The organism is Micromonospora sp. Utrum1, from assembly GCF_057197805.1.
Genome location: NZ_CM170071.1, coordinates 6171487 through 6192465, shown reverse-complemented (window position 1 = coordinate 6192465; position 20979 = coordinate 6171487). Strand labels below are relative to the sequence as shown.

General features: G+C 73.8%; 25 protein-coding genes and 1 riboswitch. Of the genes, 18 read left to right on the top strand and 7 right to left on the bottom strand.

Annotated features, from left to right (window positions below; all coding sequences use genetic code 11):
- Positions 1-132: 132 nt before the first annotated feature.
- The 6 genes from AC0OLQ_RS29025 to AC0OLQ_RS29000 all read left to right on the top strand — a co-directional run bounded on the left by AC0OLQ_RS29025 (position 133) and on the right by AC0OLQ_RS29000 (position 5670).
- Positions 133-1191 (top strand): PhoH family protein, encoded by a 1059-nt coding sequence (locus tag AC0OLQ_RS29025; RefSeq protein WP_484528884.1) that lies wholly within the window; start codon positions 133-135, stop codon positions 1189-1191.
- An 18-nt stretch (positions 1192-1209) separates the two neighbouring features.
- Positions 1210-1683 (top strand): rRNA maturation RNase YbeY, encoded by a 474-nt coding sequence (ybeY, locus tag AC0OLQ_RS29020; protein ID WP_148431472.1) that lies wholly within the window; start codon positions 1210-1212, stop codon positions 1681-1683.
- Positions 1659-3068: a hemolysin family protein gene (locus AC0OLQ_RS29015; protein ID WP_357341549.1), complete on the top strand. Its 1410-nt coding sequence runs from the start codon at positions 1659-1661 to the stop codon at positions 3066-3068. The genes ybeY and AC0OLQ_RS29015 overlap by 25 nt, the downstream gene beginning before the upstream one ends.
- Positions 3061-3447 (top strand): cytidine deaminase, encoded by a 387-nt coding sequence (locus tag AC0OLQ_RS29010; RefSeq protein WP_091319278.1) that lies wholly within the window; start codon positions 3061-3063, stop codon positions 3445-3447. The genes AC0OLQ_RS29015 and AC0OLQ_RS29010 overlap by 8 nt, the downstream gene beginning before the upstream one ends.
- Positions 3444-4340 (top strand): GTPase Era, encoded by an 897-nt coding sequence (gene era, locus AC0OLQ_RS29005; RefSeq protein WP_484528883.1) that lies wholly within the window; start codon positions 3444-3446, stop codon positions 4338-4340. Before AC0OLQ_RS29010 ends, era begins: the two co-directional genes overlap by 4 nt.
- Before the next feature lie 190 nt (positions 4341-4530).
- Complete coding sequence (locus AC0OLQ_RS29000) at positions 4531-5670, top strand: acyltransferase family protein (RefSeq protein ID WP_484528882.1); 1140 nt, start codon at positions 4531-4533, stop codon at positions 5668-5670.
- A 6-nt stretch (positions 5671-5676) separates the two neighbouring features.
- Here the strand turns inward: AC0OLQ_RS29000 and AC0OLQ_RS28995 are convergent, their stop codons facing one another.
- Positions 5677-6456, bottom strand: a complete 780-nt coding sequence (locus AC0OLQ_RS28995) for a DUF4097 family beta strand repeat-containing protein (RefSeq protein ID WP_357341473.1) — start codon at positions 6454-6456, stop codon at positions 5677-5679.
- 102 nt (positions 6457-6558) lie between these two features.
- Here AC0OLQ_RS28995 and recO point away from each other — a divergent pair, with 102 nt between their 5' ends.
- The 5 genes from recO to AC0OLQ_RS28970 all read left to right on the top strand — a co-directional run bounded on the left by recO (position 6559) and on the right by AC0OLQ_RS28970 (position 9625).
- Positions 6559-7434 (top strand): DNA repair protein RecO, encoded by an 876-nt coding sequence (gene recO, locus AC0OLQ_RS28990; RefSeq protein WP_484528881.1) that lies wholly within the window; start codon positions 6559-6561, stop codon positions 7432-7434.
- 8 nt (positions 7435-7442) lie between these two features.
- Positions 7443-8243 (top strand): isoprenyl transferase, encoded by an 801-nt coding sequence (locus AC0OLQ_RS28985; protein ID WP_357341548.1) that lies wholly within the window; start codon positions 7443-7445, stop codon positions 8241-8243.
- Between the two features lie 70 nt (positions 8244-8313).
- Complete coding sequence (locus AC0OLQ_RS28980; protein WP_254337650.1) at positions 8314-8499, top strand: hypothetical protein; 186 nt, start codon at positions 8314-8316, stop codon at positions 8497-8499.
- A gap of 140 nt (positions 8500-8639) precedes the next feature.
- Positions 8640-8861 carry a thioredoxin reductase gene (locus tag AC0OLQ_RS28975; RefSeq protein WP_357341471.1) on the top strand — a complete coding sequence of 74 codons (222 nt, stop codon included), beginning with the start codon at positions 8640-8642 and terminating at the stop codon, positions 8859-8861.
- A complete protein-coding gene (locus AC0OLQ_RS28970; protein WP_484528880.1) occupies positions 8858-9625 on the top strand; it encodes a pirin family protein in 768 nt (255 codons plus the stop codon). Before AC0OLQ_RS28975 ends, AC0OLQ_RS28970 begins: the two co-directional genes overlap by 4 nt.
- Before the next feature lie 6 nt (positions 9626-9631).
- On the opposite strand, the gene gndA is transcribed toward AC0OLQ_RS28970, so the two are convergent.
- A complete protein-coding gene (gndA, locus tag AC0OLQ_RS28965; RefSeq protein WP_484528879.1) occupies positions 9632-11074 on the bottom strand; it encodes an NADP-dependent phosphogluconate dehydrogenase in 1443 nt (480 codons plus the stop codon).
- A 99-nt stretch (positions 11075-11173) separates the two neighbouring features.
- Entirely contained in the window at positions 11174-11470 is a 297-nt protein-coding gene (locus tag AC0OLQ_RS28960) for an MTH1187 family thiamine-binding protein (RefSeq protein WP_484528878.1), read from the bottom strand.
- Positions 11471-11709: 239 nt separating this feature from the next.
- Between AC0OLQ_RS28960 and AC0OLQ_RS28955 the strand changes: the two genes are divergently transcribed.
- On the top strand, positions 11710-11958 hold the full coding sequence (locus AC0OLQ_RS28955; RefSeq protein ID WP_357341467.1) for a hypothetical protein: 249 nt from the start codon (positions 11710-11712) through the stop codon (positions 11956-11958).
- A 75-nt stretch (positions 11959-12033) separates the two neighbouring features.
- Here the strand turns inward: AC0OLQ_RS28955 and AC0OLQ_RS28950 are convergent, their stop codons facing one another.
- Complete coding sequence (locus AC0OLQ_RS28950; RefSeq protein ID WP_357341466.1) at positions 12034-12729, bottom strand: hypothetical protein; 696 nt, start codon at positions 12727-12729, stop codon at positions 12034-12036.
- Between the two features lie 155 nt (positions 12730-12884).
- Between AC0OLQ_RS28950 and AC0OLQ_RS28945 the strand changes: the two genes are divergently transcribed.
- On the top strand, positions 12885-14084 hold the full coding sequence (locus AC0OLQ_RS28945; protein ID WP_484528877.1) for a sensor histidine kinase: 1200 nt from the start codon (positions 12885-12887) through the stop codon (positions 14082-14084).
- Positions 14081-14731, top strand: a complete 651-nt coding sequence (locus tag AC0OLQ_RS28940) for a response regulator (RefSeq protein WP_357341464.1) — start codon at positions 14081-14083, stop codon at positions 14729-14731. Before AC0OLQ_RS28945 ends, AC0OLQ_RS28940 begins: the two co-directional genes overlap by 4 nt.
- 12 nt (positions 14732-14743) lie before the next feature.
- Here AC0OLQ_RS28940 and AC0OLQ_RS28935 read toward each other — a convergent pair whose 3' ends face one another.
- From AC0OLQ_RS28935 to AC0OLQ_RS28925, 3 genes are all read right to left on the bottom strand, one after another.
- Positions 14744-15544, bottom strand: coding sequence for an energy-coupling factor transporter transmembrane component T family protein (locus AC0OLQ_RS28935; RefSeq protein WP_484528876.1), 801 nt, complete (start codon positions 15542-15544; stop codon positions 14744-14746).
- Positions 15541-16974, bottom strand: a complete 1434-nt coding sequence (locus tag AC0OLQ_RS28930) for an ABC transporter ATP-binding protein (protein WP_484528875.1) — start codon at positions 16972-16974, stop codon at positions 15541-15543. The genes AC0OLQ_RS28935 and AC0OLQ_RS28930 overlap by 4 nt, the downstream gene beginning before the upstream one ends.
- Before the next feature lie 114 nt (positions 16975-17088).
- Positions 17089-17667: an ECF transporter S component gene (locus AC0OLQ_RS28925; protein ID WP_357341461.1), complete on the bottom strand. Its 579-nt coding sequence runs from the start codon at positions 17665-17667 to the stop codon at positions 17089-17091.
- 74 nt (positions 17668-17741) lie between these two features.
- Positions 17742-17848, bottom strand: a riboswitch (TPP riboswitch).
- 77 nt (positions 17849-17925) lie between these two features.
- On the opposite strand from AC0OLQ_RS28925, the gene AC0OLQ_RS28920 reads away from it, so the two are divergent.
- From AC0OLQ_RS28920 to AC0OLQ_RS28905, 4 genes are all read left to right on the top strand, one after another.
- Positions 17926-18750, top strand: a complete 825-nt coding sequence (locus AC0OLQ_RS28920) for an alpha/beta fold hydrolase (protein ID WP_484528874.1) — start codon at positions 17926-17928, stop codon at positions 18748-18750.
- Positions 18747-19553: an AAC(3) family N-acetyltransferase gene (locus AC0OLQ_RS28915; protein ID WP_484528873.1), complete on the top strand. Its 807-nt coding sequence runs from the start codon at positions 18747-18749 to the stop codon at positions 19551-19553. Before AC0OLQ_RS28920 ends, AC0OLQ_RS28915 begins: the two co-directional genes overlap by 4 nt.
- The gene (locus tag AC0OLQ_RS28910; RefSeq protein ID WP_484528872.1) at positions 19550-20299 is read left to right on the top strand and encodes a sugar isomerase domain-containing protein; all 750 of its coding nucleotides are present in this window, start codon (positions 19550-19552) and stop codon (positions 20297-20299) included. Before AC0OLQ_RS28915 ends, AC0OLQ_RS28910 begins: the two co-directional genes overlap by 4 nt.
- Positions 20300-20448: 149 nt before the next feature.
- A complete protein-coding gene (locus AC0OLQ_RS28905; protein WP_484528871.1) occupies positions 20449-20952 on the top strand; it encodes a DUF6328 family protein in 504 nt (167 codons plus the stop codon).
- Positions 20953-20979: the final 27 nt, after the last annotated feature.

The window sequence follows — 20979 nt, the reverse complement described above, 5'->3', positions numbered from 1 at the left end:
GGGCTGAGCCCGGCGGAAATGGGCACGGTGCCGCGGGTGTTGACCCGATACGATGGGAGTCACGACCGCCGCGCCAGCAGGGCCCGGCGCCGAGTTCGAGAGCAGGTGGCGTAGGGCCCGACGGCCCGACCTATGACCGGCACCCCACCTCCCGACCCGCCCCGGGTGCAGACCAGGATCACGGTCCCCGACCAGAAGATCATGGTGAATCTGCTCGGCGCGGGCGACGAGATCCTGCGGCTCGTCGAACGCTCGGTCAACAGTGACGTCCACGTGCGGGGCAACGAGATCACCATCACCGGCGCGCCCGCCGACAACGCCCTCGCCGAGCGTCTCTTCAGCGAGCTGCTCGAACTGATCGAGAAAGGCGAGACCCTGACCACTGACGCCGTCCGGCGTACCGTCGGCATGCTCGAGCAGGGCAGCGCCGAGCGGCCCGCCGAGGTCCTGACGCTCAACATCCTCTCCCGGCGCGGCCGCACCATCCGTCCCAAGACCCTGGGGCAGAAGCGCTACGTCGACGCGATCGACGCGCACACCATCGTCTTCGGCATCGGCCCGGCCGGCACGGGCAAGACCTACCTGGCCATGGCGAAGGCCGTCCAGGCGCTCCAGGCCAAGCAGGTCAACCGGATCATCCTGACCCGGCCGGCGGTCGAGGCGGGGGAGCGGCTGGGCTTCCTGCCCGGCACCCTGAACGAGAAGATCGACCCCTACCTGCGCCCGCTCTACGACGCGCTGCACGACATGCTCGACCCGGAGTCCATCCCCAAGCTGATGGCCGCCGGCACGATCGAGGTGGCGCCGCTGGCGTACATGCGGGGCCGGACCCTCAACGACGCGTTCATCATCCTCGACGAGGCGCAGAACACCACGCCCGAGCAGATGAAGATGTTCCTCACCCGGCTCGGCTTCGGCTCCAAGATCGTGGTCACCGGTGACGTCACGCAGGTCGACCTGCCCGGCGGGACGACCAGCGGCCTGCGGGTGGTCCGCGACATCCTGAGCAATGTCCAGGACGTGCACTTCGCCCAGCTCTCCAGCTCCGACGTGGTCCGCCACAAGCTGGTGGGCGACATCGTCGACGCGTACGCCCGCTGGGACGCCGAGCGGGAGAACCAGCAGGCGCAGAGCGTGCACGCCGTGCCCGGGCGGACCGCCCAGGGCGGCCGGGCCGGCCGGCGCCGCTAACCCACCAGAGGAAGACAGTTGTCCATCGAGATCGCCAACGAGTCCGGTGTCGACGTCGACACCGACGCCGTGCTCGCCGTCGCCCGGCACGCCCTCGACGAGATGGGGGTCAACCCCCTCGCCGAGCTCTCCGTGCTGCTGGTCGACATCGAATACATGTCGGAGCTGAACCACCGCTGGATGGGTGGCGACGGCCCGACCGACGTGCTCGCCTTCCCCATGGACGAGGGCAGCGTCGACCACGGCCCGGGGGAGAGCGCCCCGGCCGGCGGCGAACCGGCCCTGCTCGGCGACATCGTGCTCTGCCCGGAGGTGGCGGCCAAGCAGGCGGCCACCGCCGGGCACTCCACCGCCGACGAGCTGCACCTGCTCACCGTGCACGGCGTGCTGCACCTGCTCGGCTACGACCACGCCGAGCCGGAGGAGGAGCGGGAGATGTTCGGTCTCCAGGCCCGACTGCTGGCCAGCTGGCGGTCGACCCGATCACAGTGACAGCCACCCTGGCGGCCGGCGGCGCGCCCGCCGGTCTGCCCGATCTCCCACTCCTCGCCGTCGCGGCGGGGCTGGTGGTGCTCGCCGGCCTGATCGCGATGACCGAGGCGGCGCTGGCCGCCGTCTCCCCGGCCCGGGCCGCCGAGCTGGCCCGGGACGGCGCGCGCGGCGCGCGTACCCTCCAGGCGGTCGCCGGCGACGTGGTCCGCCACCTCAACCTGCTGCTCCTGCTCCGGCTGCTGGCCGAGCTGACCGCCACCACGCTGGTCGCGCTGGTGGCGGTGGACACCTTCGGCGCCGGCTGGCGGGCCGCCCTGGTCACCGCCGGCGCGATGACCGTGGTCAGCTTCGTGGTGGTCGGCGTCGCGCCGCGCACCCTCGGCCGGCAGCACGCCTACGCGGTGGGCCGCGCGGTCGCGCCGCTGGTGCGCTGGCTGGGCCGGGCGCTCAACCCGCTGGCCTCGCTGCTGATCCTGATCGGCAACGCGGTCACCCCGGGGCGCGGCTTCCGGGAGGGCCCGTTCGCCACCCAGGTCGAGCTGCGTGAGCTGGTCGACCTGGCCGAGCAGCGCGGCGTGGTCGAGCACGGCGAGCGGCAGATGATCCACTCCGTCTTCGCGCTCGGCGACACCATCGCCCGCGAGGTCATGGTGCCCCGGACCGAGATGGTGTGGATAGAGGATCGCAAGACCCTCGCCCAGGCGCTGGCGCTCTTCCTGCGGTCCGGCTTCTCCCGGATCCCGGTGATCGGCGAGAACGTCGACGACGTGCTCGGCGTGCTCTATCTCAAGGACCTGATCCGGCGGATCCAGGGCGCCCCGGAGGCCCGGCAGATGCCGGTGGCCGAGCTGATGCGCCCGGCGACCTTCGTGCCCGAGTCCAAGCCGGTCGACGACCTGCTCTCCGAGATGCAGGCGGCCCGCAACCACCTGGTCATCGTCGTCGACGAGTACGGCGGCACCGGTGGGCTGGTCACCATCGAGGACATCCTGGAGGAGATCGTCGGCGAGATCACCGACGAGTACGATGTCGAGCGCCCGCCGGTCGAGCGCCTGGCGGACGGGGCCGTGCGGGTGACCGCCCGGCTGCCGGTGGAGAATCTGGGCGAGCTGTTCGACACCGAACTGCCCACCGACGAGGTGGAGACGGTCGGTGGCCTGCTCGCCCAGGCGCTCGGCCGGGTGCCGCTCCCGGGCGCCGAGGCCGCGGTGGCCGGGCTCCGGCTGATCGCCGAGGGCACCACCGGGCGGCGCAACCGGATCGACACCGTGCTGGTCAGCCGGGCCGAGCCGGGCGACGCGCCGGACAGCGCGGGGCGCGGCGAGCAGGCCGATCCCCGTGGCAACCACAACCGTTCCGAGGAGAGGCAACCCGCCGATGCCTGAGTCACCCGCCGTGCCGGCCGCCCGGCCCACCCCGTCCGACCCGGCCGAGCTGAGCGCCGAGGACGGCAAGCTGGTCGTCCTGGCCCGGGGGGCGCGGGGCCGTGTCGGCGCCGTGGAGGGCGCGGCGGTCCGCGACCAGGACGGCCGGACGTACGCGGCGGCCAGCGTGGCGCTGCCGTCGCTGACCCTGACCGCGCTTCAGCTCGCGGTCGCCTCGGCGGTTGCCGCCGGCGCGAGCCGGCTGGAGGCGGCCGTGGTGGTGACCGAGGCCTCGACGCTGGACGGCGCGGGGCACGCCGCGGTCCGCGACCTCTCCGCCGACGCGCCGATCCACGTGGCCGCGCCGGACGGCACCGTCCTCGGCACGGTGGTCGAGTGACCGAGGTCCAGCAGCGTCCCTACCGGGCCGGTTTTGGCTGCTTCGTCGGGCGGCCGAACGCCGGCAAGTCGACGCTCACCAACGCGATCGTCGGCACCAAGATCGCAATCACCTCGAACAAGCCGCAGACCACCCGGCACATCATCCGGGCCGTGCTGCACCGCCCGGAGTCGCAGCTCGTGCTTGTCGACACCCCGGGCCTACACCGCCCCCGCACACTGCTCGGCGAGCGGCTGAACGACCTGGTCCGGGAGACCTGGAGCGAGGTCGACGTGATCGGCCTCTGCATCCCGGCGAACGAGCCGATCGGGCGGGGCGACCTGTTCATCACCGGCGAGCTGGCCAGCCTGCGGGCCACCGTGCTGGCCGTGGTCACCAAGACCGACCTGGTGGACAAGAAGCGGCTGGCCGAGCAGCTGCTCGCGGTGAGCGAGATGGGCGAGTTCTCCGACGTGGTGCCGGTGAGCGCGGTCTCCGGGCATCAGGTGGACACCCTGGTCGACGTGATGACCGGCTACCTGCCCGAGTCGCCGCAGCTCTACCCGGACGACATGCTCACCGACGACCCCGAGCAGGTGCTCGTCGCCGAGCTGGTCCGCGAGGCCGCCCTGGAGGGGGTCCGCGACGAGCTGCCGCACTCCATCGCCGTGGTGGTCGAGGAGATGATCCCCGAGGGCAACGTCACCAAGATCTACGCGGACGTGTACGTGGAGCGACCGAGCCAGAAGGCGATCGTGATCGGTCACCGGGGCAGCCGGCTTAAGCAGGTCGGCATCAACGCCCGCCGGCAGATCGAGGAGTTGCTCGGCACCCGGGTCTACCTGGACCTGCACGTCCGGGTCGCCAAGGACTGGCAGCGCGACCCGAAGCAGCTGCGCAAGCTCGGGTTCTGACCCCGTACGCCCGACCGCCGGTTCCGGACTCCCGGGGCCGGCGGTCCGCGTTGCGGCCGTTGCCGGACCGGTCCGGATCGGTCGGCTTTATGGGATGTTTCACTTTGACCCCGGCCCGCGCGCCGTTTGCCGCGGTCGCGTCGGAGGGTAGGGGGGCGTTGCCTCCTGCCCCCGACGCCCCCGCGAGCTGATGCGAAACCGATACCTCGACCTGCTCCGCTTCCTGGCCATCGTGCGCGTCGTCGTCTATCACGTCACCGGATGGGCGACCCTGACCCTGATCTTCCCGGCGATGTCGGTGATGTTCGCGCTCGCCGGCTCGCTGATGGCCGCGTCGCTGGACCGGAGCGGCGTACCGGCCGTGGGGCGCCGACTGCGCCGGCTGCTGCCGTCGCTCTGGGTGCTCGCCGCCGTCTTCGTGCCGGCCATGCTGCTCACCGGGCTGCCGCTCACCCCGAAGGTGCTGGTCTGGCTCTTCCCGGTCAGCGACCCGCCGGCCAACCACTGGGGCGCCCTCGCGCTGAGCCCGATCTGGTACCTGCGGGACTACCTCTGGTTCGTGCTCGCCTCGCCGGTGGCCCTGTGGCTGTTCCGCCGGGCCCCGCTGCCCACCCTGCTGGCCCCGTACGCGCTGCTCGCGGCGATCGAGTTCGGCGTGCTGGCGAACCCGCCGGTCGTGCTGCGCGAGTTCGGCCTCTACTTCGGTGCCTGGCTACTCGGCTTCGCCCACCACGACGGCCTGCTGCGCCGCACGGCCAACCGGGCGCTCGTCCCGGTCGCGGTGGCCCTCGGCGCGGCCGGGCTGGGCTGGATCTTCACCCACCCCGGCCCGCGCGGCCACGACCTGAACGACATCCACCTGGGCAACGCGCTCTGGTCGGCGGCGTTCATCCTGGTGGCGATCGGCCGCGCGCCTGCCGCGGCGCCCTGGGTCGACCGCCACCCGGCGCTGGGCGGGCTGGTCACCCTGCTGAACCGCCGTGCGCTGACCGTCTACCTCTGGCACATGCCTTTCGTGGTGGCGCTCACCCCGCTGGTGGACGTGGTCGGCTGGTCGCACCAGGACCCGCTCGGGCTGGCGATCCGGGTGGCGCTGGTGTTCGCGCTGGTCGGCGTGGTCGCCCTGCTCGTCGGCTGGGTCGAGGACCTGGCCGCCCGGCGTACCCCGGAACTGGTGCCCGGCCGACCCCGGCGGACCGCGGCCGAGCGGGCGGCGGCCGCACCGGCCAGCCCGGCGCCCGCCGGCGCGGGGACCGAACTGGCGACCGTCGGCGCCCGGGTCCCGGCCCCGCGCCGCACGCCCGAGCGGTCCGACCTCACCCCGCGCTGACCGGCCTCAGCGGCTGTTGACCGTCACGTTGCCGCTGCTGGCGGAGACGTCGAGCAGCATGGACGCGCCGGGGTCGTTCGGCACGGCGAGGTCGGTGTCGCCGGACTTGGCGTCCGCCCGCACCCGGTACCGGCCCTCGGGCACGGTCAGGTCGACGTCGCCGCTCGTCGCGTGCAGGCGGGCCGCGGCCGGCTGGTCCAGCTCGACGACGAGGTTGCCCGAAGTGGCCTCCGCATCCACCCCGGCGGCGAGCCGCCGCGCGGTGATGTCGCCGGAGGAGGCGCGCAGCCGGACCGGGCCGGTGGCGTCGACCACCTCGATGTTGCCCGAGGTGGTGGTGGCGCGAACCTCGCCCCGGGCCTCGGTCACGTTGATGTCGCCGGAGCGCAGGGTGAAGTCCACCGGGCCGACCCGGTGCAGGGTGACGTTCCCGGAGCTGGCCTCGCCGCGCACCGTCACCCCCTCCGGGGCGGTCACCTCCCAGGACACCGTGCACCGGGGGCCGCAGTCGCTCGGCAGCACCAGCTCGTCGCCCTTGATCTCGTACCGGGTGTCCGGCTCCCCGCCCTCGTAGCGGACGACTCGCTTGATCCGCACCTGGTCCGCCGAACCGGTGGCCCGGATCGTCACGTCGCCCGCGCCGCCGGCCGGCACGGTGATCCGGGTGATCTTCACGCGCTCGGTCTGGTCGTAGTCGAGGCGGCGGAACGACAGGGTGTCGCACCCGGCGAGGACGATCAGGGTGGCGGCCGCGGCGGCGGCGACGGCGGTCCGGTGCAGAGCCATGGCCAGGACGCTACGGCCGACCCTGCGGGCGGCACATCCGGGTTCGACCGCGGATCCACCCCGAGGAGACCCTGAGATCGCACCCCGAGGGAGAATGGCCCGATGGCCGGATACCGCCGACAGCTCTACCGCGACGACGCGGTGGTGCTGCGCGTGCAGAAGCTGGGGGAGTCCGACCGGATCATCACCCTGCTCACCCGCCGGCACGGCCGGCTGCGGGCGGTCGCCCGGGGCGTACGGCGGACCACCAGCAAGTTCGGCGCCCGGCTGGAGCCGTTCGGGCACGTCGACCTCCAGCTCGCCGGCGACCCCAAGGGCAACCACGGCAGCTCGCTGCACACCGTCAGCCAGGTCGAGGGGATCGACCTCTACGGCAAGCGGTTCCTCGGCGACTACCCCCGCTACACGGCGGCCAGCGCGATCGCCGAGACCGCCGAGCGGCTCACCCCGATCGAGCGGGAGCCCTCGCTGCGGCTGTTCCAGCTCACCCTCGGCGCGCTGCGCTCGCTGGCCGTCGGCGAGCACGCCACCACCCTGGTGCTCGACGCCTACCTGCTGCGCGGCATGGCCTTCGCCGGGTGGGCGCCGGCGCTGATCGCCTGCGCGGTCTGCGGCACCCCGGGGCGGCACCGGGCCTTCTCGGTGCCGGCCGGGGGCGCGGTCTGCCCGGACTGCCGGCCCCCGGGCGCCGCCCACCCCGCCCCGGCCACCATCGAGCTGATGTCCGCGCTGACCACCGGCGACTGGGCGTACGCCGACGCCACCGAGACCGGTGTGCGCCGCGAGTGCAGCGGCCTGGTCGCGGCGCACCTCCAGTGGCACCTGGAACGCGCGCTACGCTCGCTGCCGCTGGTCGACCGGGGTGCCCCGGCGTCCGGCGCGGTCCCGCCGCCCGGCGGCGCGGGGCCGGGTGTGGTCCCGCCGCGCACCGGCGACGGGCCCGCCGCCGTTGGTGTGAACAGGGAGATTACCGAGTGATCCGATCGATGAGGGCCGGCCGGCGTGAGCCGGTGCCACCGACTCCGCACCCCTCCGGCGCCCGGCCGCCGGCGCTGCCGGCCGACGCGCTGCCGAAGCACGTCGCCGTGGTGATGGACGGCAACGGCCGCTGGGCCAAGGAGCGCGGGCTGCCCCGGACCAAGGGTCACGAGCAGGGCGAGCACAGCCTCTTCGACACCATCGAGGGCGCGATCGAGCTGGGCGTCCCCTACCTGTCGGCGTACGCCTTCTCCACCGAGAACTGGCGGCGCTCGCCGGAGGAGGTCCGCTTCCTGATGGGCTTCAACCGGGACGTCATCCGGCGCCGCCGCGACCAGCTCGTCGACCTGGGCGTCCGGGTGGTCTGGTCCGGCCGGGCCGGGCGGCTCTGGAAGAGCGTCATCTCCGAGCTGCAGACCGCCGAGGAGATGTCCCGGGGCAACTCGAAACTGACCCTCCAGTTCTGCGTCAACTACGGCGGTCAGGCGGAGATCGCCGACGCCGCCGCCGCGATCGCCCGCGACGCGGCCGCCGGCCGGATCGACCCGGGCAAGGTCAGCGAGAAGACCATCGCGAAGTACCTCTACCACCCGGAGGTCCCCGAGGTGGACCTCTTCCTCCGCCCGTCCGGGGAGCAGCGCACCTCCAACTTCCTGCTCTGGCAGAGCGCCTACGCGGAGCTGGTCTTCCTCGACACCCTCTGGCCGGACTTCGACCGCCGGCACCTCTGGTACGCCTGCGAGCTCTACGCCCGGCGGGACCGCCGCTTCGGCGGCGCGCTGCCCAACCCGGTGGCCCCCGGCGCCTGAGGTCGCGCTTACCGACGCCGTCTGCTGGGTATCAATCCGGACAGCAGGCAGATTGCGGAGGTGAACCCACATGATTCAGAAGCGGATTGCCCAGTGGGCGGTCATGGCGGTCGCCGTGCCGCTGGCGGCAGCCGGCGCGCGCCGGCTCAGCCACTCCCTGGAGGCCCGTCGTGGCCCGACCGGGGTGAGCCGACTGCTCACCAAGGGCGCCGACATGCTGCGGCCGCAGAAGGCCAAGCGCCGTCGGTTCTGGTGATCTCGACGGTCCGCCGCAGCGTCGCGGCGGACCGGGCCGCGGGCGCCCCGCATCCGGCTTTCCGGCCGGGAGCGGGGCGCCCGCGCGTACGATCGGCGCGAGGGCGCGCCGCCGGGACGCGCCCGCCACGGGGGTGGACGATGCACGATCTCCGGTTCAAAATGATCATGGCGTTGAACGCGGCGGACCTGGGCAGCCCGATCTGCGAGCAGGTCGCCGACATCTGCGCGGAGATCGCCGAGCAGCACTGCGCCGAACTCGGCCACACACCCGCCGTACGCGCCGGGGAGATCGGCGAGCTGAGCACCGGCGAACCGGCGCTCACCTGGGCGCCGGCCGACACCGGGCAGCGTGCCTGGTGACGGCGACGACGCCCGCTCCGGCGGTGGACGTCCGCCGGGCCGGGGACCGCTTCTTCACCCGGTTGTCGTGGCTCGACTCCAAGCACTCCTTCTCGTTCTCCCGGCACTACGACCCGGCCAACACCCATCACGGGCTGCTGCTGGTCAACAACGACGACGTGGTGCGCCCGGGCAGCGGCTTCGAGACCCATCCGCACCAGGACATGGAGATCGTCACCTGGGTGCTGCGCGGCTCGCTGGTCCACCAGGACTCCACCGGCCACTCCGGCGTCATCTATCCCGGCCTGGCCCAGCGGATGAGCGCCGGCACCGGCATCCTGCACTCGGAGAAGAACGACTCCTGGCGGCTCGAGGGCACCGCCCCGCACCGCGACCCGGTCCACTTCGTGCAGATGTGGGTGCTCCCCGACGAGGAGGGGATCGATCCGGGCTACGAGCAGCTCGAGATCGGCGACGAGCTGCTACGGGGCGGCCTGGTGCCGGTCGCCTCCGGGATGGACCGGTACGACGGCGCCTCCGCCATCAGGATCCGCAACCGGTACGCCACCCTGCACGCCGCCCGGCTCGGTCCCGGCGACTCGGTGAACCTGCCCGACGCGCCCTTCCTGCACCTCTACGTGCCCAGCGGCGCCGTGACCCTGGAAGCGGCCGGACAGCTCGACGAGGGCGACGCCGCCCGGATCACCATGGCCGGAGGCCAACGGGTGACCGCCGCCCAGCCGGCGGAGATCCTGGTCTGGGAGATGCACGCCACGCTCGCCTGAGCGCGCTCACGCCTCCACTTCGGAGCGGTCGCCCGCCCAGAGCGTGTGGAACGACCCCTCCCGGTCCACCCGGTGGTAGGTGTGCGCGCCGAAGTTGTCCCGCAGCCCCTGGATCAGCGCGGCCGGCAGCCGCTCGGCGCGCAGCGCGTCGAAGTAGGCCAGCGACGACGAGAAGGCCGGGGTGGGCACGCCCGCCCGGGCCGCGTCGGCCACCACCCGCCGCCACGCCGGGACCCCGGCGCCGACCTGCTCGGCGAACCAGGGGGCGACCAGCAGCGTGGGCAGTTCCCGCTGGGTGTCGTACGCCTCCCGGATCCGGTCCAGGAAGCGGGCCCGGATGATGCAGCCGCCCCGCCAGATGGTGGCGGTGCCGCCCAGGTCGATGTCCCAGTCGTACTCCCGGCTGCCCGCGCGGATGTGGTCGAAGCCCTGCGCGTACGCGACGATCTTGCTGGCCAGCAGCGCGCGCCGGACGTCCTCGACGAAGGTGTCCCGGTCGTCCACCTGCCACTTCCCGCCCGCGTCGGCGAACGCGCGGCGGGCGGCGGCGCGCTGGTCGGCGTGCCCGGACAGCGACCGGGCGAAGGTGGCCTCGGCGATGCCGGTGATCGGGATGCCGAGGTCCAGCGCACTCTGCACGGTCCACCGGCCGGTGCCCTTCTGCTCGGCCTGGTCGAGCACCACGTCGACGAAGGGCCGGCCGGTCGCCGCGTCGGTGTGCCCGAGCACGTCGGCGGTGATCTCGATGAGGAAGGACTCCAGCTCGCCGCCGTTCCACTCCCGGAAGATTTCCGCGATCTCCGCCGGGCTCGCCGACAGGCCGGCCCGCAGCAGGTCGTACGCCTCAGCGATGAGCTGCATGTCCGCGTACTCGATGCCGTTGTGGACCATCTTCACGAAGTGGCCGGCGCCGTCCGGCCCGATGTGCCGGCAGCACGGGACGCCGTCCACCTGGGCGGCGATCCGTTCGAAGATCGGGCCGAGCTTGCGGTAGGACTCGTCCGAGCCGCCCGGCATGATGCTGGGCCCGCGCAGCGCGCCCTCCTCGCCGCCGGAGACGCCGGTGCCGACGAAGTGCAGCCCGTGCCCGCGCAGCGCCTCCTCCCGGCGGCGGGAGTCGGCGAAGTGCGCGTTGCCGCAGTCGACGACGATGTCCCCCTCCTCCAGCAGCGGGACCAGCTCGTCGATCACCGCGTCGGTGGGGGCGCCGGCCTTCACCATGACGATCACCGCGCGGGGGCGCTCCAGCGAGGCGACGAAATCGGCCATCGACTCCGAGGGCACGAACCTGCCCTCGCCGCCGTGCTCGGCGATCAGGCTGCGGGTGCGCTCGGGCGAGCGGTTGTGCACGGCCACGGTGAAACCGTTCCGGGCCAGGTTCCGGGCCAGGTTGCGGCCCATCACCGCCAGGCCGGTGACCCCGATCTGCGCCGTCGCCTGCTGTGCCATGCGTACCGCCACCCTTCGTCTCTGCCCGTGCTGCGACCGTATCGCGGTGGCCGCGGGGGCGGGCCGGGACGTCGACGCCGGGTGAGGACGCGGTGGCACTCAGTCCTCCGCGAGGCGGGCCTCGACGTGGGCCACCTTGGCGGTCATCGCGTCGGTGACCCCCGGCCGCAGGTCGGCCTTGAGCACCAGGCTGACCCGGGGCGCCTGCGCGGCGACGGTGTCGACGGCCCGCTTCACCACCGCCATCACCTCGTCCCACTCGCCCTCGACGGTGGTGAACATGGCGTCGGTCCGGTTGGGCAGCCCGGACTCGCGGACCACCCGGACGGCGTCGGCCACCAGGTCGCCCACGGACTCACCCACGCCGAGCGGGGTGATGGAGAACGCGATCAGCATGTCGCCGATGGTGCCAGGAAATCGGCTGCGGTCCCCGCAGCGTTCGGTTAGGCTGCCGACATGCGTAACTGACGCCCTCATTCCGAGCCCCGGCCCGCCGCCTTCGCCGCGGACCTGTCCGCTCCGGGCGTCCGCATCCTCCGCCGCCGTCATCGCGGTGTCTTCTGGTCGGACCCGCCGGAGCCTCGCCCGCTCGCCCGCGCCCCGTGCGCCGCGCCCCGACAGTCAGGAGGCAGCGTATGCCCGCCAAACGCAGTCCGAAGAAGTCCCGCAAGCCCTCGTCCAAGCCGTCCCTGATGGACGTGACCCCGCCGGACGTCGATGCCCTCACGGTGGCTCCGGCCGTGCCGGTCGACGTACCGGTGCTGCCCGCGGCCGACACGCCGTCGCCGCCGAAGGCCGGCCCGCCGCCCGGCCGCGACCCGCGACTCGCCGGCCGCTCCCAGCGTGCCGGCCAGACCCGCCGGTACGCCTTCCGCCGCAGCTGAGGAGATTCGGGTGCGGTTGCGGTCGCCCCGGCGACCACAACCGCACCCGAATCGGGCTGCGAGCCGTCCGCCTGGTCAGGCGTGGGCGGTGGCCGGCGTCGCGGGCTCGGCCGCCGCGTCGACCGGCCGCGACCGCTCGACGCCGAGGGCCAGGCCGGCGAAGCCGGCCACCATCAGCACGCTCACCGCGACCTTGACCGGAACGCCCTCGGTGAGCAGGTCCAGCACCTGCCCGGCGGTGAGGACCAGCGGCACCCAGAGCGCCACCAGCCGGGCCCGCCAGGCGCCGAAGGCGAGTACGAGGAGGCCGACCAGCCAGCCGAGCAGCCACACGGCGAACGAGGCCATCACGAACGGATCCCCGTCGATGGCGTTGGTCACCGGCCGGGCGGCGTCGGCGTCCACGCCGCCGCCGGCCAGCGCCCCGAACAACGCGTTGTACTGCCACAGGTGGACGGTGGAGAAGTAGAGCCCGAGCAGGGCGGTGGCGCCGCCGACCGCGGCCGCCACCGGCTTGCGCCCGCCCAGGGTGGCGGCCAGCCCGAGCGTCGCCGGCACCAGCAGCAGATGGGCCAGGGCGAACAGGACGGTCTCCACCCGCCACGCGCCCAGATTTCCCGCGGCCACCGTCACGTTGCCGGCGCTCTCCGACACGTCGTCCGGGAACATCACCCAGTAGAAGGCGTTCGCGACGCCGTAGAGCACGCCGCCCGCGAGCAGGGCACCCGCCGTGAGACGCCGGCCCGTCCGCCGTCCGGTCCTGTCATCCATCAGAATCTCCCTTTCCTCAGCCGTAGGAGGGACGCTAGGAGCCGGACCCGGCCAGATCGTCGGCCGCGAAGTGGATTCGCGGGTGGAGCGTCGGCCGCCGCCGCTACACCCCTGGGTGGACGCGGAACTCCGCTCGCCGTCGATACCCTTCCCGCATGTCAGCCGCCCTCAACGTCCGCGCCCGGTGGCGGGAGTTGACGACCACTCTCGCCGGTGTCGCGCTGTTCGCATTCGGCCTGGCCGAGCTCTACGTTCCGCTGGCCGGCTACGTCGAGGGCGCGGGGCCGGACCTGGCGGCGCTTCCCGACGGCTGGCTCGCCGTGCTCACCGTGCTGCTGGTGGGCTACGGCCTGTCGGTGGCCGGTTGTACGGCGTATCCCAGGGCGGCCGCCGTCCTCGCCGGCGCCTGCTTCGCCGCGCAGAGTTTCACGCCCGTGCTGCCGGAGTGGCCGGTCGTGCCGCTGCTGGCGCTGCTTGCCGCGTGCTTCGGCTGCGTCGCCGTGGGCGGCCGCGCCGCCCCGGCGGTCGCCGCGCTCAGCTACATCGTTTCACTGGGGATCGAGAACGCGATGGCCGGCGACTCCGACTGGGTGTTCATCCTGTTCGTCGGGCTCGCCGTGTTCGGTCCCGGGTACGCGGTGCGGATGCGGCGGGCACAGGCGGCCCGGCTCGTCGCGCTGGCCGCCGAGCGGGAGGCCGCCGCCCGGACCGATGAGCGGCTGCGGGTGGCCCGGGAGTTGCACGACATCGTGTCGCACGGTGTCTCGGTGATGGTGCTGCAGGCCGGAGCGGCGCAGGCCGTGCTCGACGGGGACCCGGATCAGGCCCGCGCGTCCCTCGACGTGGTCCAGGACGTCGGACGCGAGGTGGTCACCGAGCTGCGCCGGCTGCTCGTGATCCTCCGCGGCGCGGAGGCGGTCCCGGAAGGGTTGCCGTCGCTGCGGCGGATCGATCCGTTGACCGCCGGGGTGCGCCTTGCCGGCGGGCAGGTCGACGTGGCCGTCACGGGTGACCTCGGCACGATTCCCGCAGCTGCCGATGTGAGCGGGTACCGGATTCTCCAGGAGGCGCTGACCAACGCCGCCCGGCACGCCCCGGGCTCGACGGTCCGCGTCTCGATCGAGGTGGCCGGCGATACCCTCCGGCTGGATGTCGTCGACGACGGGGCAGGCCCGGCCCGGCGGAGCGCCGGCACCGGGCACGGCCTGACCGGCATCCGGGAACGGGTGGAGCTGTTCGGCGGAACGTTCAGCGCTGTTCCGCGCGCGCAGGGCGGCTTCGAGGTGCGGGTGGAGCTGCCCTTCGACGCCGAGGCGTCTGCCGCCGTGCTACCCCCGGCGGGGATCACCGGATGACCCGGGTCCTCATCGCCGACGACGAGGCGCTGGTCCGCGGCGGCCTCCGCATGATTCTCACGGCGCAGTCCGACCTCGAGGTCGTCGCAGACGCCGCCGACGGCGAGGAAGCAGTGCAGCTGGCGATCCGGCACGAGCCCGACGTGGTGCTCATGGACATCCACATGGCACCCACGGACGGGATCGCCGCGACCGAGCGGATCCTGGCCGCCCGGAGTGAGACCCGCGTCATCATGCTGACCACCTTCGACCTCGACGAGTACGTCTACCGGGCGCTGCGGGCCGGCGCCTCCGGGTTCATGCTCAAGACCACCCCGCCGAGGGAGCTGGCCGAGGCGGTGCGGACCGTGTCCCGGGGTGACGCCCTGCTCTCCCCGTCGATCACCCGTCGCCTGATCGACCACTACACCGCGACGGCGTCGGTGGTCGGCCACCCCGGCCTGGCGGAGCTGACCGCGCGGGAGACCGAGGTGTTGCGGATGATGGCGCTCGGCCTGTCCAACCGTGAGATCGCCGGCCAGCTCTTCGTGAGCGAGGCGACCGTGAAGACGCACGTGAACCGCATCTTCGCCAAGCTCGGGGTACGGGACCGGGTGCAGGCGGTCGTACTGGCGTATCGGAGCGGGCTGGCTCAGCCGCGGGGTTGACGGGGCGCCGCATCAGCCGATCAGCGGGCGGAAGGTGCCGAGCGCGATGCTGACCGCCAGCGCCGCCCCGGCCACCGCCGCCGCGACGGCGACCAGCAGGGCGTCGGCCCGGGTGAAGCGCTGCCGCCGGGCGACCGTACGCGGGGTGCCGGCGTCGAAGCCGCGGGCGTCCATCGCCACGGCCAGCCGGGTGCCGCGCCGGATCGCCCCGACCAGCAGCGCGAACGCCGTCGACGCGAACAGCCGCAGCCTGGCCACCGGGTTGCGGCCGGCGTCCACGCCCCGGGCCCGCCGAGCCATGCTGATCATCCGCCACTCCTCCTCGAGGAGCGGCACCAGCCGGAACGCGGCCAGCGCCCCGATGGCGAACCGGGCGGGCGCCTTCGCGTTCTGGATCAGCGCGTCGGCCAGGTCGGTGGGGTCCGTGGTGGCGAACACGATGATCCCCGGCAGCGCCACCGCGAGCATGCGCAGCACCAGGCCCAGCGCGGTGACCAGCACGCCCTCGGTGACCGTGACCGGGCCGGCCTCGACCAGCACCGGGCCGGAGCGATCGGCGGCGAAGAGCACCAGGGTGACCAGGATGCCGCCGGCGCCGGCGAGCAGCGGCCAGGCCCGCCGGGCCAGCAGCCGGTAGCGGATGCCGAACAGCGGTAGCACGGCCAACTCGACCGCGATGGCGATCGCCGGGGCGACCGGGTCCAGGGTGGCGATCAGGATGACCGAGAAGAGCAACGCGGCGGCCAGCTTCGCCACCGGGTTGCGCCGGGCCAGCGGCGCGCCGGCCGCCGCGACGGGTTCGACGCCGATCACGGCCGACCTCCGGGCGTCCGCCGCTCCAGGGTGACGGTCCGGTCTGCGAGCGCGGCCACGAAGTCGGGATCGTGGGTGACCGCGACGACGCCGTGGCCGGCGTCGCGCAGCTCGGCGAAGAGGTCGATCAGCTCCCGCCAGGTCCGCCGGTCCTGGCCGAAGGTGGGCTCGTCGCAGATCAGCAGGCGGGGCGCGGTGGCCAGGGCGGTCGCCACGCTCAGCCGCCGCGCCTCGCCGCCGGAGAGGGTGTACGGGTTGGCCCCGGCCAGTCGGTCCAGTCGCAGCCGCGCCAGCAGGGCGTCCACGGTCGCCGTCACGGCCGGCTCGGGCTGGCCGGTGCGGCGGGGGCCGAGCGCCAGCTCGTCGCGGACGGTGCCGGTGACGAACTGGTGCTCCGGGTCCTGGAAGACCGAGCCGATCCGCCGGGCCAGGGCGGGCGCCCGCCAGCGGTGCGGGGGAGTGCGGGCGTCCCCACCGGCCAGCGCCTCGGTGGCGGTGGCCGTACCGGTGCCGGGGCGGAGCAGCCCGCCGAGCAGCAGGGCCAGGGTGGACTTCCCGGCGCCGTTGGGGCCGAGGACGGCGAGGGCTTCGCCGGCGCGTACCCGAAGGTCGGTGGGGGCCAGCCGGGGCGGCAGGCCGAGCCGGTCGGCGGCGAGCAGCACCTCGCCGGGCGGCGTGCTGGCATGCCGCGGGGGCACGGTGTGGCCGGGCACCCAGACCCCGGCGTCGGCCAGCGCGTCGCCGTGCGCGGCGAAGACCGCGTCGGGCCGCCCGTCGGCCCGCACGCCGCCGCCGGGCTCCAGCACGACCACCCGGTCGATCAGCGGCAGCGCCTCGGCGACCCGGTGCTCGACCAGGATCAGCGTGGTGTCGGCGTCGACGGCGTCCGCGACGGCCCGCCGGACCAGAGTGGCGCCGGCCGGGTCGAGGTTGGCGGTGGGCTCGTCGAGCAGCAGCAGCCCCGGCCGCAGGGCGAGCGCCCCGGCCAGGGCGAGCCGCTGCTGTTCACCCCCGGAGAGCGCGGCCGTGGGCCGGTCCCGGTGGTACGGAAAGCCGACGCGTCGCAGTGCCTCGTCCACCCGGGGCCAGATCTCGTCGGCCGGCACCCCCCGGTTCTCCAACCCGAACGCCACGTCGTCGCCGCAGCGGGCCATCACCAGCTGGCTCTCCGGGTCCTGGAAGACGACGCCGACCCGTTCCCGGGCCTTGCGCGGGTCGAGCCCGTCGATCTCGACGATGCCCTCCTGCTCGCCCGAGTCCTCCGGCAGCAGACCGGCCAGCGCGGCGAGCAACGTGCTCTTGCCCGCCCCCGACGCCCCGAGCAGCAGCACCCGCTCGCCAACCTCGATGCGCAGGTCCACCCCGCGCACGGCCCAGCCCTTGCGCCCGGCGTGCCGCCACCCGAACCCCCGCAGGCTCACGGCCCCCACCACACCACCTCCCTCCGGCCCTCCGGCCCCAGCTTGGTTGATCAAGAAGTTTGCGTCTGGAGAACCGCCTCGGCCGACGCAAACTCCTTGATCAACGCGGTCGACGGGGGGCGGTCAGACGGCGGCGCGTTCGCGGCCGGCGGGGAAGCGGTCGAGGACGCCCGTGTTGGCCAGGGATCGGGTGAGGGCGACGCTGCCCAGGCCGGCCACCACCAGCGAGCTGGCGGCGGTCAGCAGGATGTAGGGGAGGCGGAAGCTGCCCCACGCGGTGCCCGGGTACCAGACGAAGACGTCGTAGATCGCCGCCGCGAGACCGGCCAGCGTCGCGGCGAGCAGCGCCACGGGCAGCCGGTAGTTGCGGTACGCGAAGAGCGCGAAAGCCAGCTCGGCGGCGGCCGCCTCCAGCGGGCCCTGCACGACGATCGTCCAGCCCCAGCTCGTGCCCAGCGCCACCGAGACCAGTGCGGCCAGGGTGAGGGTGAAGAGCGCCGCGCCCGGCTTCCGGACGACCAGGGCGCCCAGCACGGCCGGCACCAGCCAGACGCCGTACAGGACGGCGCGGCCGGGCAGCGGGATGGCGTCGGCCGGCCCGTTCCAGAGCAGGCCCCAGGCCCAGAAGATGATGCCGAAGGCCACCGCGAGCACGGAGGCCACGACGATGTCGATGGTGCGCCACCGGTTGGTGCTGTCCATGGTTGCTCCCAGTTCTGTGAGGCGAACCAGGAGAAGACGCACGCCGCGCCCGGTGGTCACCGGACGGCGGCGCGGCTGGAGGTCGACCGAACTCCCTGCGCTGGCATTACCCAGATCAGGTTCGAGGGTCTGCGGGCACCGGCCCGCACTCTCAGCGCTGTGCGCTCCCCTGTCGGATGTGAAGTTGTCTCGTCGCAGACGCTAGCACCGACCCCGGCCCCGGGCCCAGCAGGGCGATCGCCCGTTAGGGTGGCGATCATGCGGGTCGAGGCGCGAGGTCTGACGTTCGAGGTACGCACCGGCGGCCCCGAGGGCGGCAAACCCGTCCTGCTGCTGCACGGCTTCCCGCAGCACGCCGGCGAGTGGGACGAGGTGATCCCCGCGCTGCACGACGCCGGGCTGCGCACGTACGCGCTCGACCAGCGCGGCTACTCGCCCGGCGCGCGGCCGGCGGACGTCGGGGCGTACCGGATCCCGGAGCTGGTGGCCGACGCGGCCGGCGTGCTCGACGCGCTCGGGGTGACCACCGCCCACGTGGTCGGCCACGACTGGGGCGCGATCGTGGCGTGGGGCCTCGCGGCGGCGCACCCGGAGCGGGTCCGCACGCTGACCGCCGTCTCGGTGCCGCACCCGGCGGCCATGGGGCACGCCCTCGCCACCGATCCGCGCCAGAAGGCCCGCTCCTCCTACATCGCCCTGTTCCGCAAGCCCGGCAAGGCGGAGAAGGTGCTGCTGGCGTTCCGCGCCGCGACCCTGCGCCGCATGCTCGCCGGGGTGGGCGACGCCGCCCGCGTGGCCCGCTACGCCGACCCGATGCGCGAGCCGGGCGCGCTGACCGCGGCCCTGAACTGGTACCGGGCGATGACCGGAACGGACATGAAGGCCGTCGGGCCGGTGGGCGTGCCGACCACGTTCGTCTGGAGCGACAAGGACGTGGCGATCGGGCGGACCGCCGCCGACGCGTGCGCCGCCCACGTCACCGGCGACTACCGTTTCGTGGTGCTGCCCGACGTCACCCACTGGATCCCGGACGAGGCGCCCGGCCCGCTGGCCGCGGCGATCCTCGCCCGCGTCGGCCGATGACCCCCACCCCGGCCAGGCCGCACACCCGCGCGTCACTCGCCGCCCAGCTCCGCGACCTCGGGGTACGCCCCGGCGGCACCGTGCTGGTGCACACCTCCCTGCGCCCGCTGGGCTTCCTCTGCGGCGGCCCCGAGGCGATGCTGCTCGCCCTGCGCGACGCGCTCGGCCCGGACGGCACGGTGGTGGTGCCCACCCACACGCCGGACAACAGCGACCCGGCGGAGTGGAACAACCCGCCCGTGCCGCCGGACTGGTGGCCGGTGATCCGCGACGAGCTGCCCGGCTTCGACCCGGCGGTCACCCCGAGCCGGTTCATGGGCGCGCTGGCCGAGCTGGTGCGCACCTGGCCGGGGGCGCTCCGCAGCGACCACCCGTACGTCTCGTTCGCCGCCCTCGGGCCAGCCGCCGCGCGGATCGTCGCCGGCCACGCGCGGGCCGACATGCTGGGCGAGGGTTCGCCGCTGGCCCGCCTCTACGAGTGCGACGCCGACGTGCTGCTGCTCGGCGTCGACCACGGCAGCAACACCTCGCTGCACCTGGCCGAGTACCGGCAGCCCGCGCCGCCCCGGCAGCGCTGCGGCGCGGCGGTGCTGACCGCCGACGGCGGCCGGGAGTGGGTGTGGTGGGACGACGTGCGCCTGGACGAGGAGTGTTTCGCCCGCCTCGGCGCCGACCTGGAGGCCACGGGCGCGGTGCGGCTCGGGCCGGTCGGCGACGGGACGGGCCGGTTGATGAGGCAGCGGGCGGCGGTCGACTTCGCGGTCGAGTGGCTGGCCCGACCCCGACGGACGGAGGAAGCATGACGGTGAGCGCCGAGGCGTACCTGGCGGTGGTGACCGAGACGATCGGCCGGGTCGCGGCCGACCAGCGGGAGAACGTGGGCCGGGCGGCGGACCTGATCGCCACGTCGCTGCGCGCCGACGGGGTGGTGCACGCGTTCGGCACCGGCCACTCGGAGGCGCTCGCCATGGAGATCGCCGGCCGGGCCGGCGGGCTGGTCCCGACCAACCGGATCGCTCTGCGCGACCTCGTCCTGCACGGCGGCGAGCCGGCCGACGTGCTCGGCCCGAAGCTGGAACGGGAGCCGGCCGTGGCGCACCGCCTCTACGAGCTGGCCCCGGTCCGGCCGCAGGACGTCTTCGTGCTCGCCTCCAACTCCGGGGTGAACGGGGCGATGGTCGAGTTCGCCGCCGTCGTCAAGGAGCGCGGGCACGGGCTGGTGGCGATCACCTCGGCGCAGCACTCGGCCCGGATGACCTCGCGCCACCCGTCCGGCCGCAAGCTCGCCGACTTCGCCGACGTGGTGCTCGACAACGGCGCCCCGTACGGCGACGCCACCCTGCCCCTGCCCGGCGGCGGCGGGGTCGGCGCGGTCTCCTCGATCACCGCCGCGCTGCTGGCCCAGCAGATCGTCGCCGAGGTGGTCGCCCGGCTGCTGGCGGCGGGGGAGCGGCCCCCGGTCTACCTGTCCGCCAACATCACCGGCGGCGACGAGCACAACGCCGAGCTGGAGGCCCGGTACGCCGGCCGCATCCGCCGTGGCGCGTGAGCGCGAGGAGTGAGCCGGGTCTGCGAGCCCCGCAGTCGCGAACGGAGGGCAGCACAGTGAACCGGTTTCACGCTCGCGTGGGCGGGGCACAGGCTGTGCTGCCGCTGGGAGGCCCCCACCGGCAGTACCGTCTTCCCTGGAGGTAGCGCGTGTCCAAGGAAACCGAGAAGCAGCGCTGGCAGCGCAACTTCGCCGACCTGCTCCAGGAGCTGCGGGTCGCGCAGACCGGGGTGCAGATCCTCTTCGCCTTCCTGCTCACGCTGCCGTTCAGCAACGGTTTCACCCGGACCACCGGCTTCCAGAAGGATGTCTACATCGTCGCGCTGCTCTCCGCCGCGGCCGCCACCGCGATGATCATCTCGCCGGTCGCCTTCCACCGGGCGCTGTTCCGCCAGGGCCGCAAGCCGGAGCTGGTCCGCTTCGCGCACCGGATGGCCACCGGCGGCCTCGGCTTCATGCTGATCTCGATGGTCAGCGCGGTCCTGCTGATCACCGACTTCGTGCTGAGCCGCCCGATCGCCTTCCTGCTCAGCGCGCTCACCGGGGTCTGGTTCCTGGTCTTCTGGGTGATCCTGCCGTTCGCCCGGCGCAACTGGGGCGACGACGACATCGACGACGAGGACGACGATCCACGGACGCCGGCCGGCGACTGACCGCTCGGGTCCCGCCAAATCGGACGT

Excerpts from the sequence above, each read along its gene's own strand:
- recO (WP_484528881.1), top strand. The coding sequence starts at position 6,559 with ATGGCCGGATACCGCCGACAGCTCTACCGCGACGACGCGGTGGTGCTG.
- AC0OLQ_RS28975 (WP_357341471.1), top strand. The coding sequence starts at position 8,640 with ATGCACGATCTCCGGTTCAAAATGATCATGGCGTTGAACGCGGCGGAC.
- AC0OLQ_RS29000 (WP_484528882.1), top strand. The coding sequence starts at position 4,531 with ATGCGAAACCGATACCTCGACCTGCTCCGCTTCCTGGCCATCGTGCGC.
- AC0OLQ_RS28960 (WP_484528878.1), bottom strand. The coding sequence starts at position 11,470 with ATGCTGATCGCGTTCTCCATCACCCCGCTCGGCGTGGGTGAGTCCGTG.
- AC0OLQ_RS28915 (WP_484528873.1), top strand. The coding sequence starts at position 18,747 with ATGACCCCCACCCCGGCCAGGCCGCACACCCGCGCGTCACTCGCCGCC.
- AC0OLQ_RS28980 (WP_254337650.1), top strand. The coding sequence starts at position 8,314 with ATGATTCAGAAGCGGATTGCCCAGTGGGCGGTCATGGCGGTCGCCGTG.
- gndA (WP_484528879.1), bottom strand. The coding sequence starts at position 11,074 with ATGGCACAGCAGGCGACGGCGCAGATCGGGGTCACCGGCCTGGCGGTG.
- AC0OLQ_RS28940 (WP_357341464.1), top strand. The coding sequence starts at position 14,081 with ATGACCCGGGTCCTCATCGCCGACGACGAGGCGCTGGTCCGCGGCGGC.
- AC0OLQ_RS28925 (WP_357341461.1), bottom strand. The coding sequence starts at position 17,667 with ATGGACAGCACCAACCGGTGGCGCACCATCGACATCGTCGTGGCCTCC.
- AC0OLQ_RS28995 (WP_357341473.1), bottom strand. The coding sequence starts at position 6,456 with ATGGCTCTGCACCGGACCGCCGTCGCCGCCGCCGCGGCCGCCACCCTG.
- AC0OLQ_RS29010 (WP_091319278.1), top strand. The coding sequence starts at position 3,061 with ATGCCTGAGTCACCCGCCGTGCCGGCCGCCCGGCCCACCCCGTCCGAC.
- AC0OLQ_RS28950 (WP_357341466.1), bottom strand. The coding sequence starts at position 12,729 with ATGGATGACAGGACCGGACGGCGGACGGGCCGGCGTCTCACGGCGGGT.
- AC0OLQ_RS28910 (WP_484528872.1), top strand. The coding sequence starts at position 19,550 with ATGACGGTGAGCGCCGAGGCGTACCTGGCGGTGGTGACCGAGACGATC.
- AC0OLQ_RS28955 (WP_357341467.1), top strand. The coding sequence starts at position 11,710 with ATGCCCGCCAAACGCAGTCCGAAGAAGTCCCGCAAGCCCTCGTCCAAG.
- AC0OLQ_RS28985 (WP_357341548.1), top strand. The coding sequence starts at position 7,443 with ATGAGGGCCGGCCGGCGTGAGCCGGTGCCACCGACTCCGCACCCCTCC.
- AC0OLQ_RS29025 (WP_484528884.1), top strand. The coding sequence starts at position 133 with ATGACCGGCACCCCACCTCCCGACCCGCCCCGGGTGCAGACCAGGATC.
- AC0OLQ_RS28945 (WP_484528877.1), top strand. The coding sequence starts at position 12,885 with ATGTCAGCCGCCCTCAACGTCCGCGCCCGGTGGCGGGAGTTGACGACC.
- AC0OLQ_RS28920 (WP_484528874.1), top strand. The coding sequence starts at position 17,926 with ATGCGGGTCGAGGCGCGAGGTCTGACGTTCGAGGTACGCACCGGCGGC.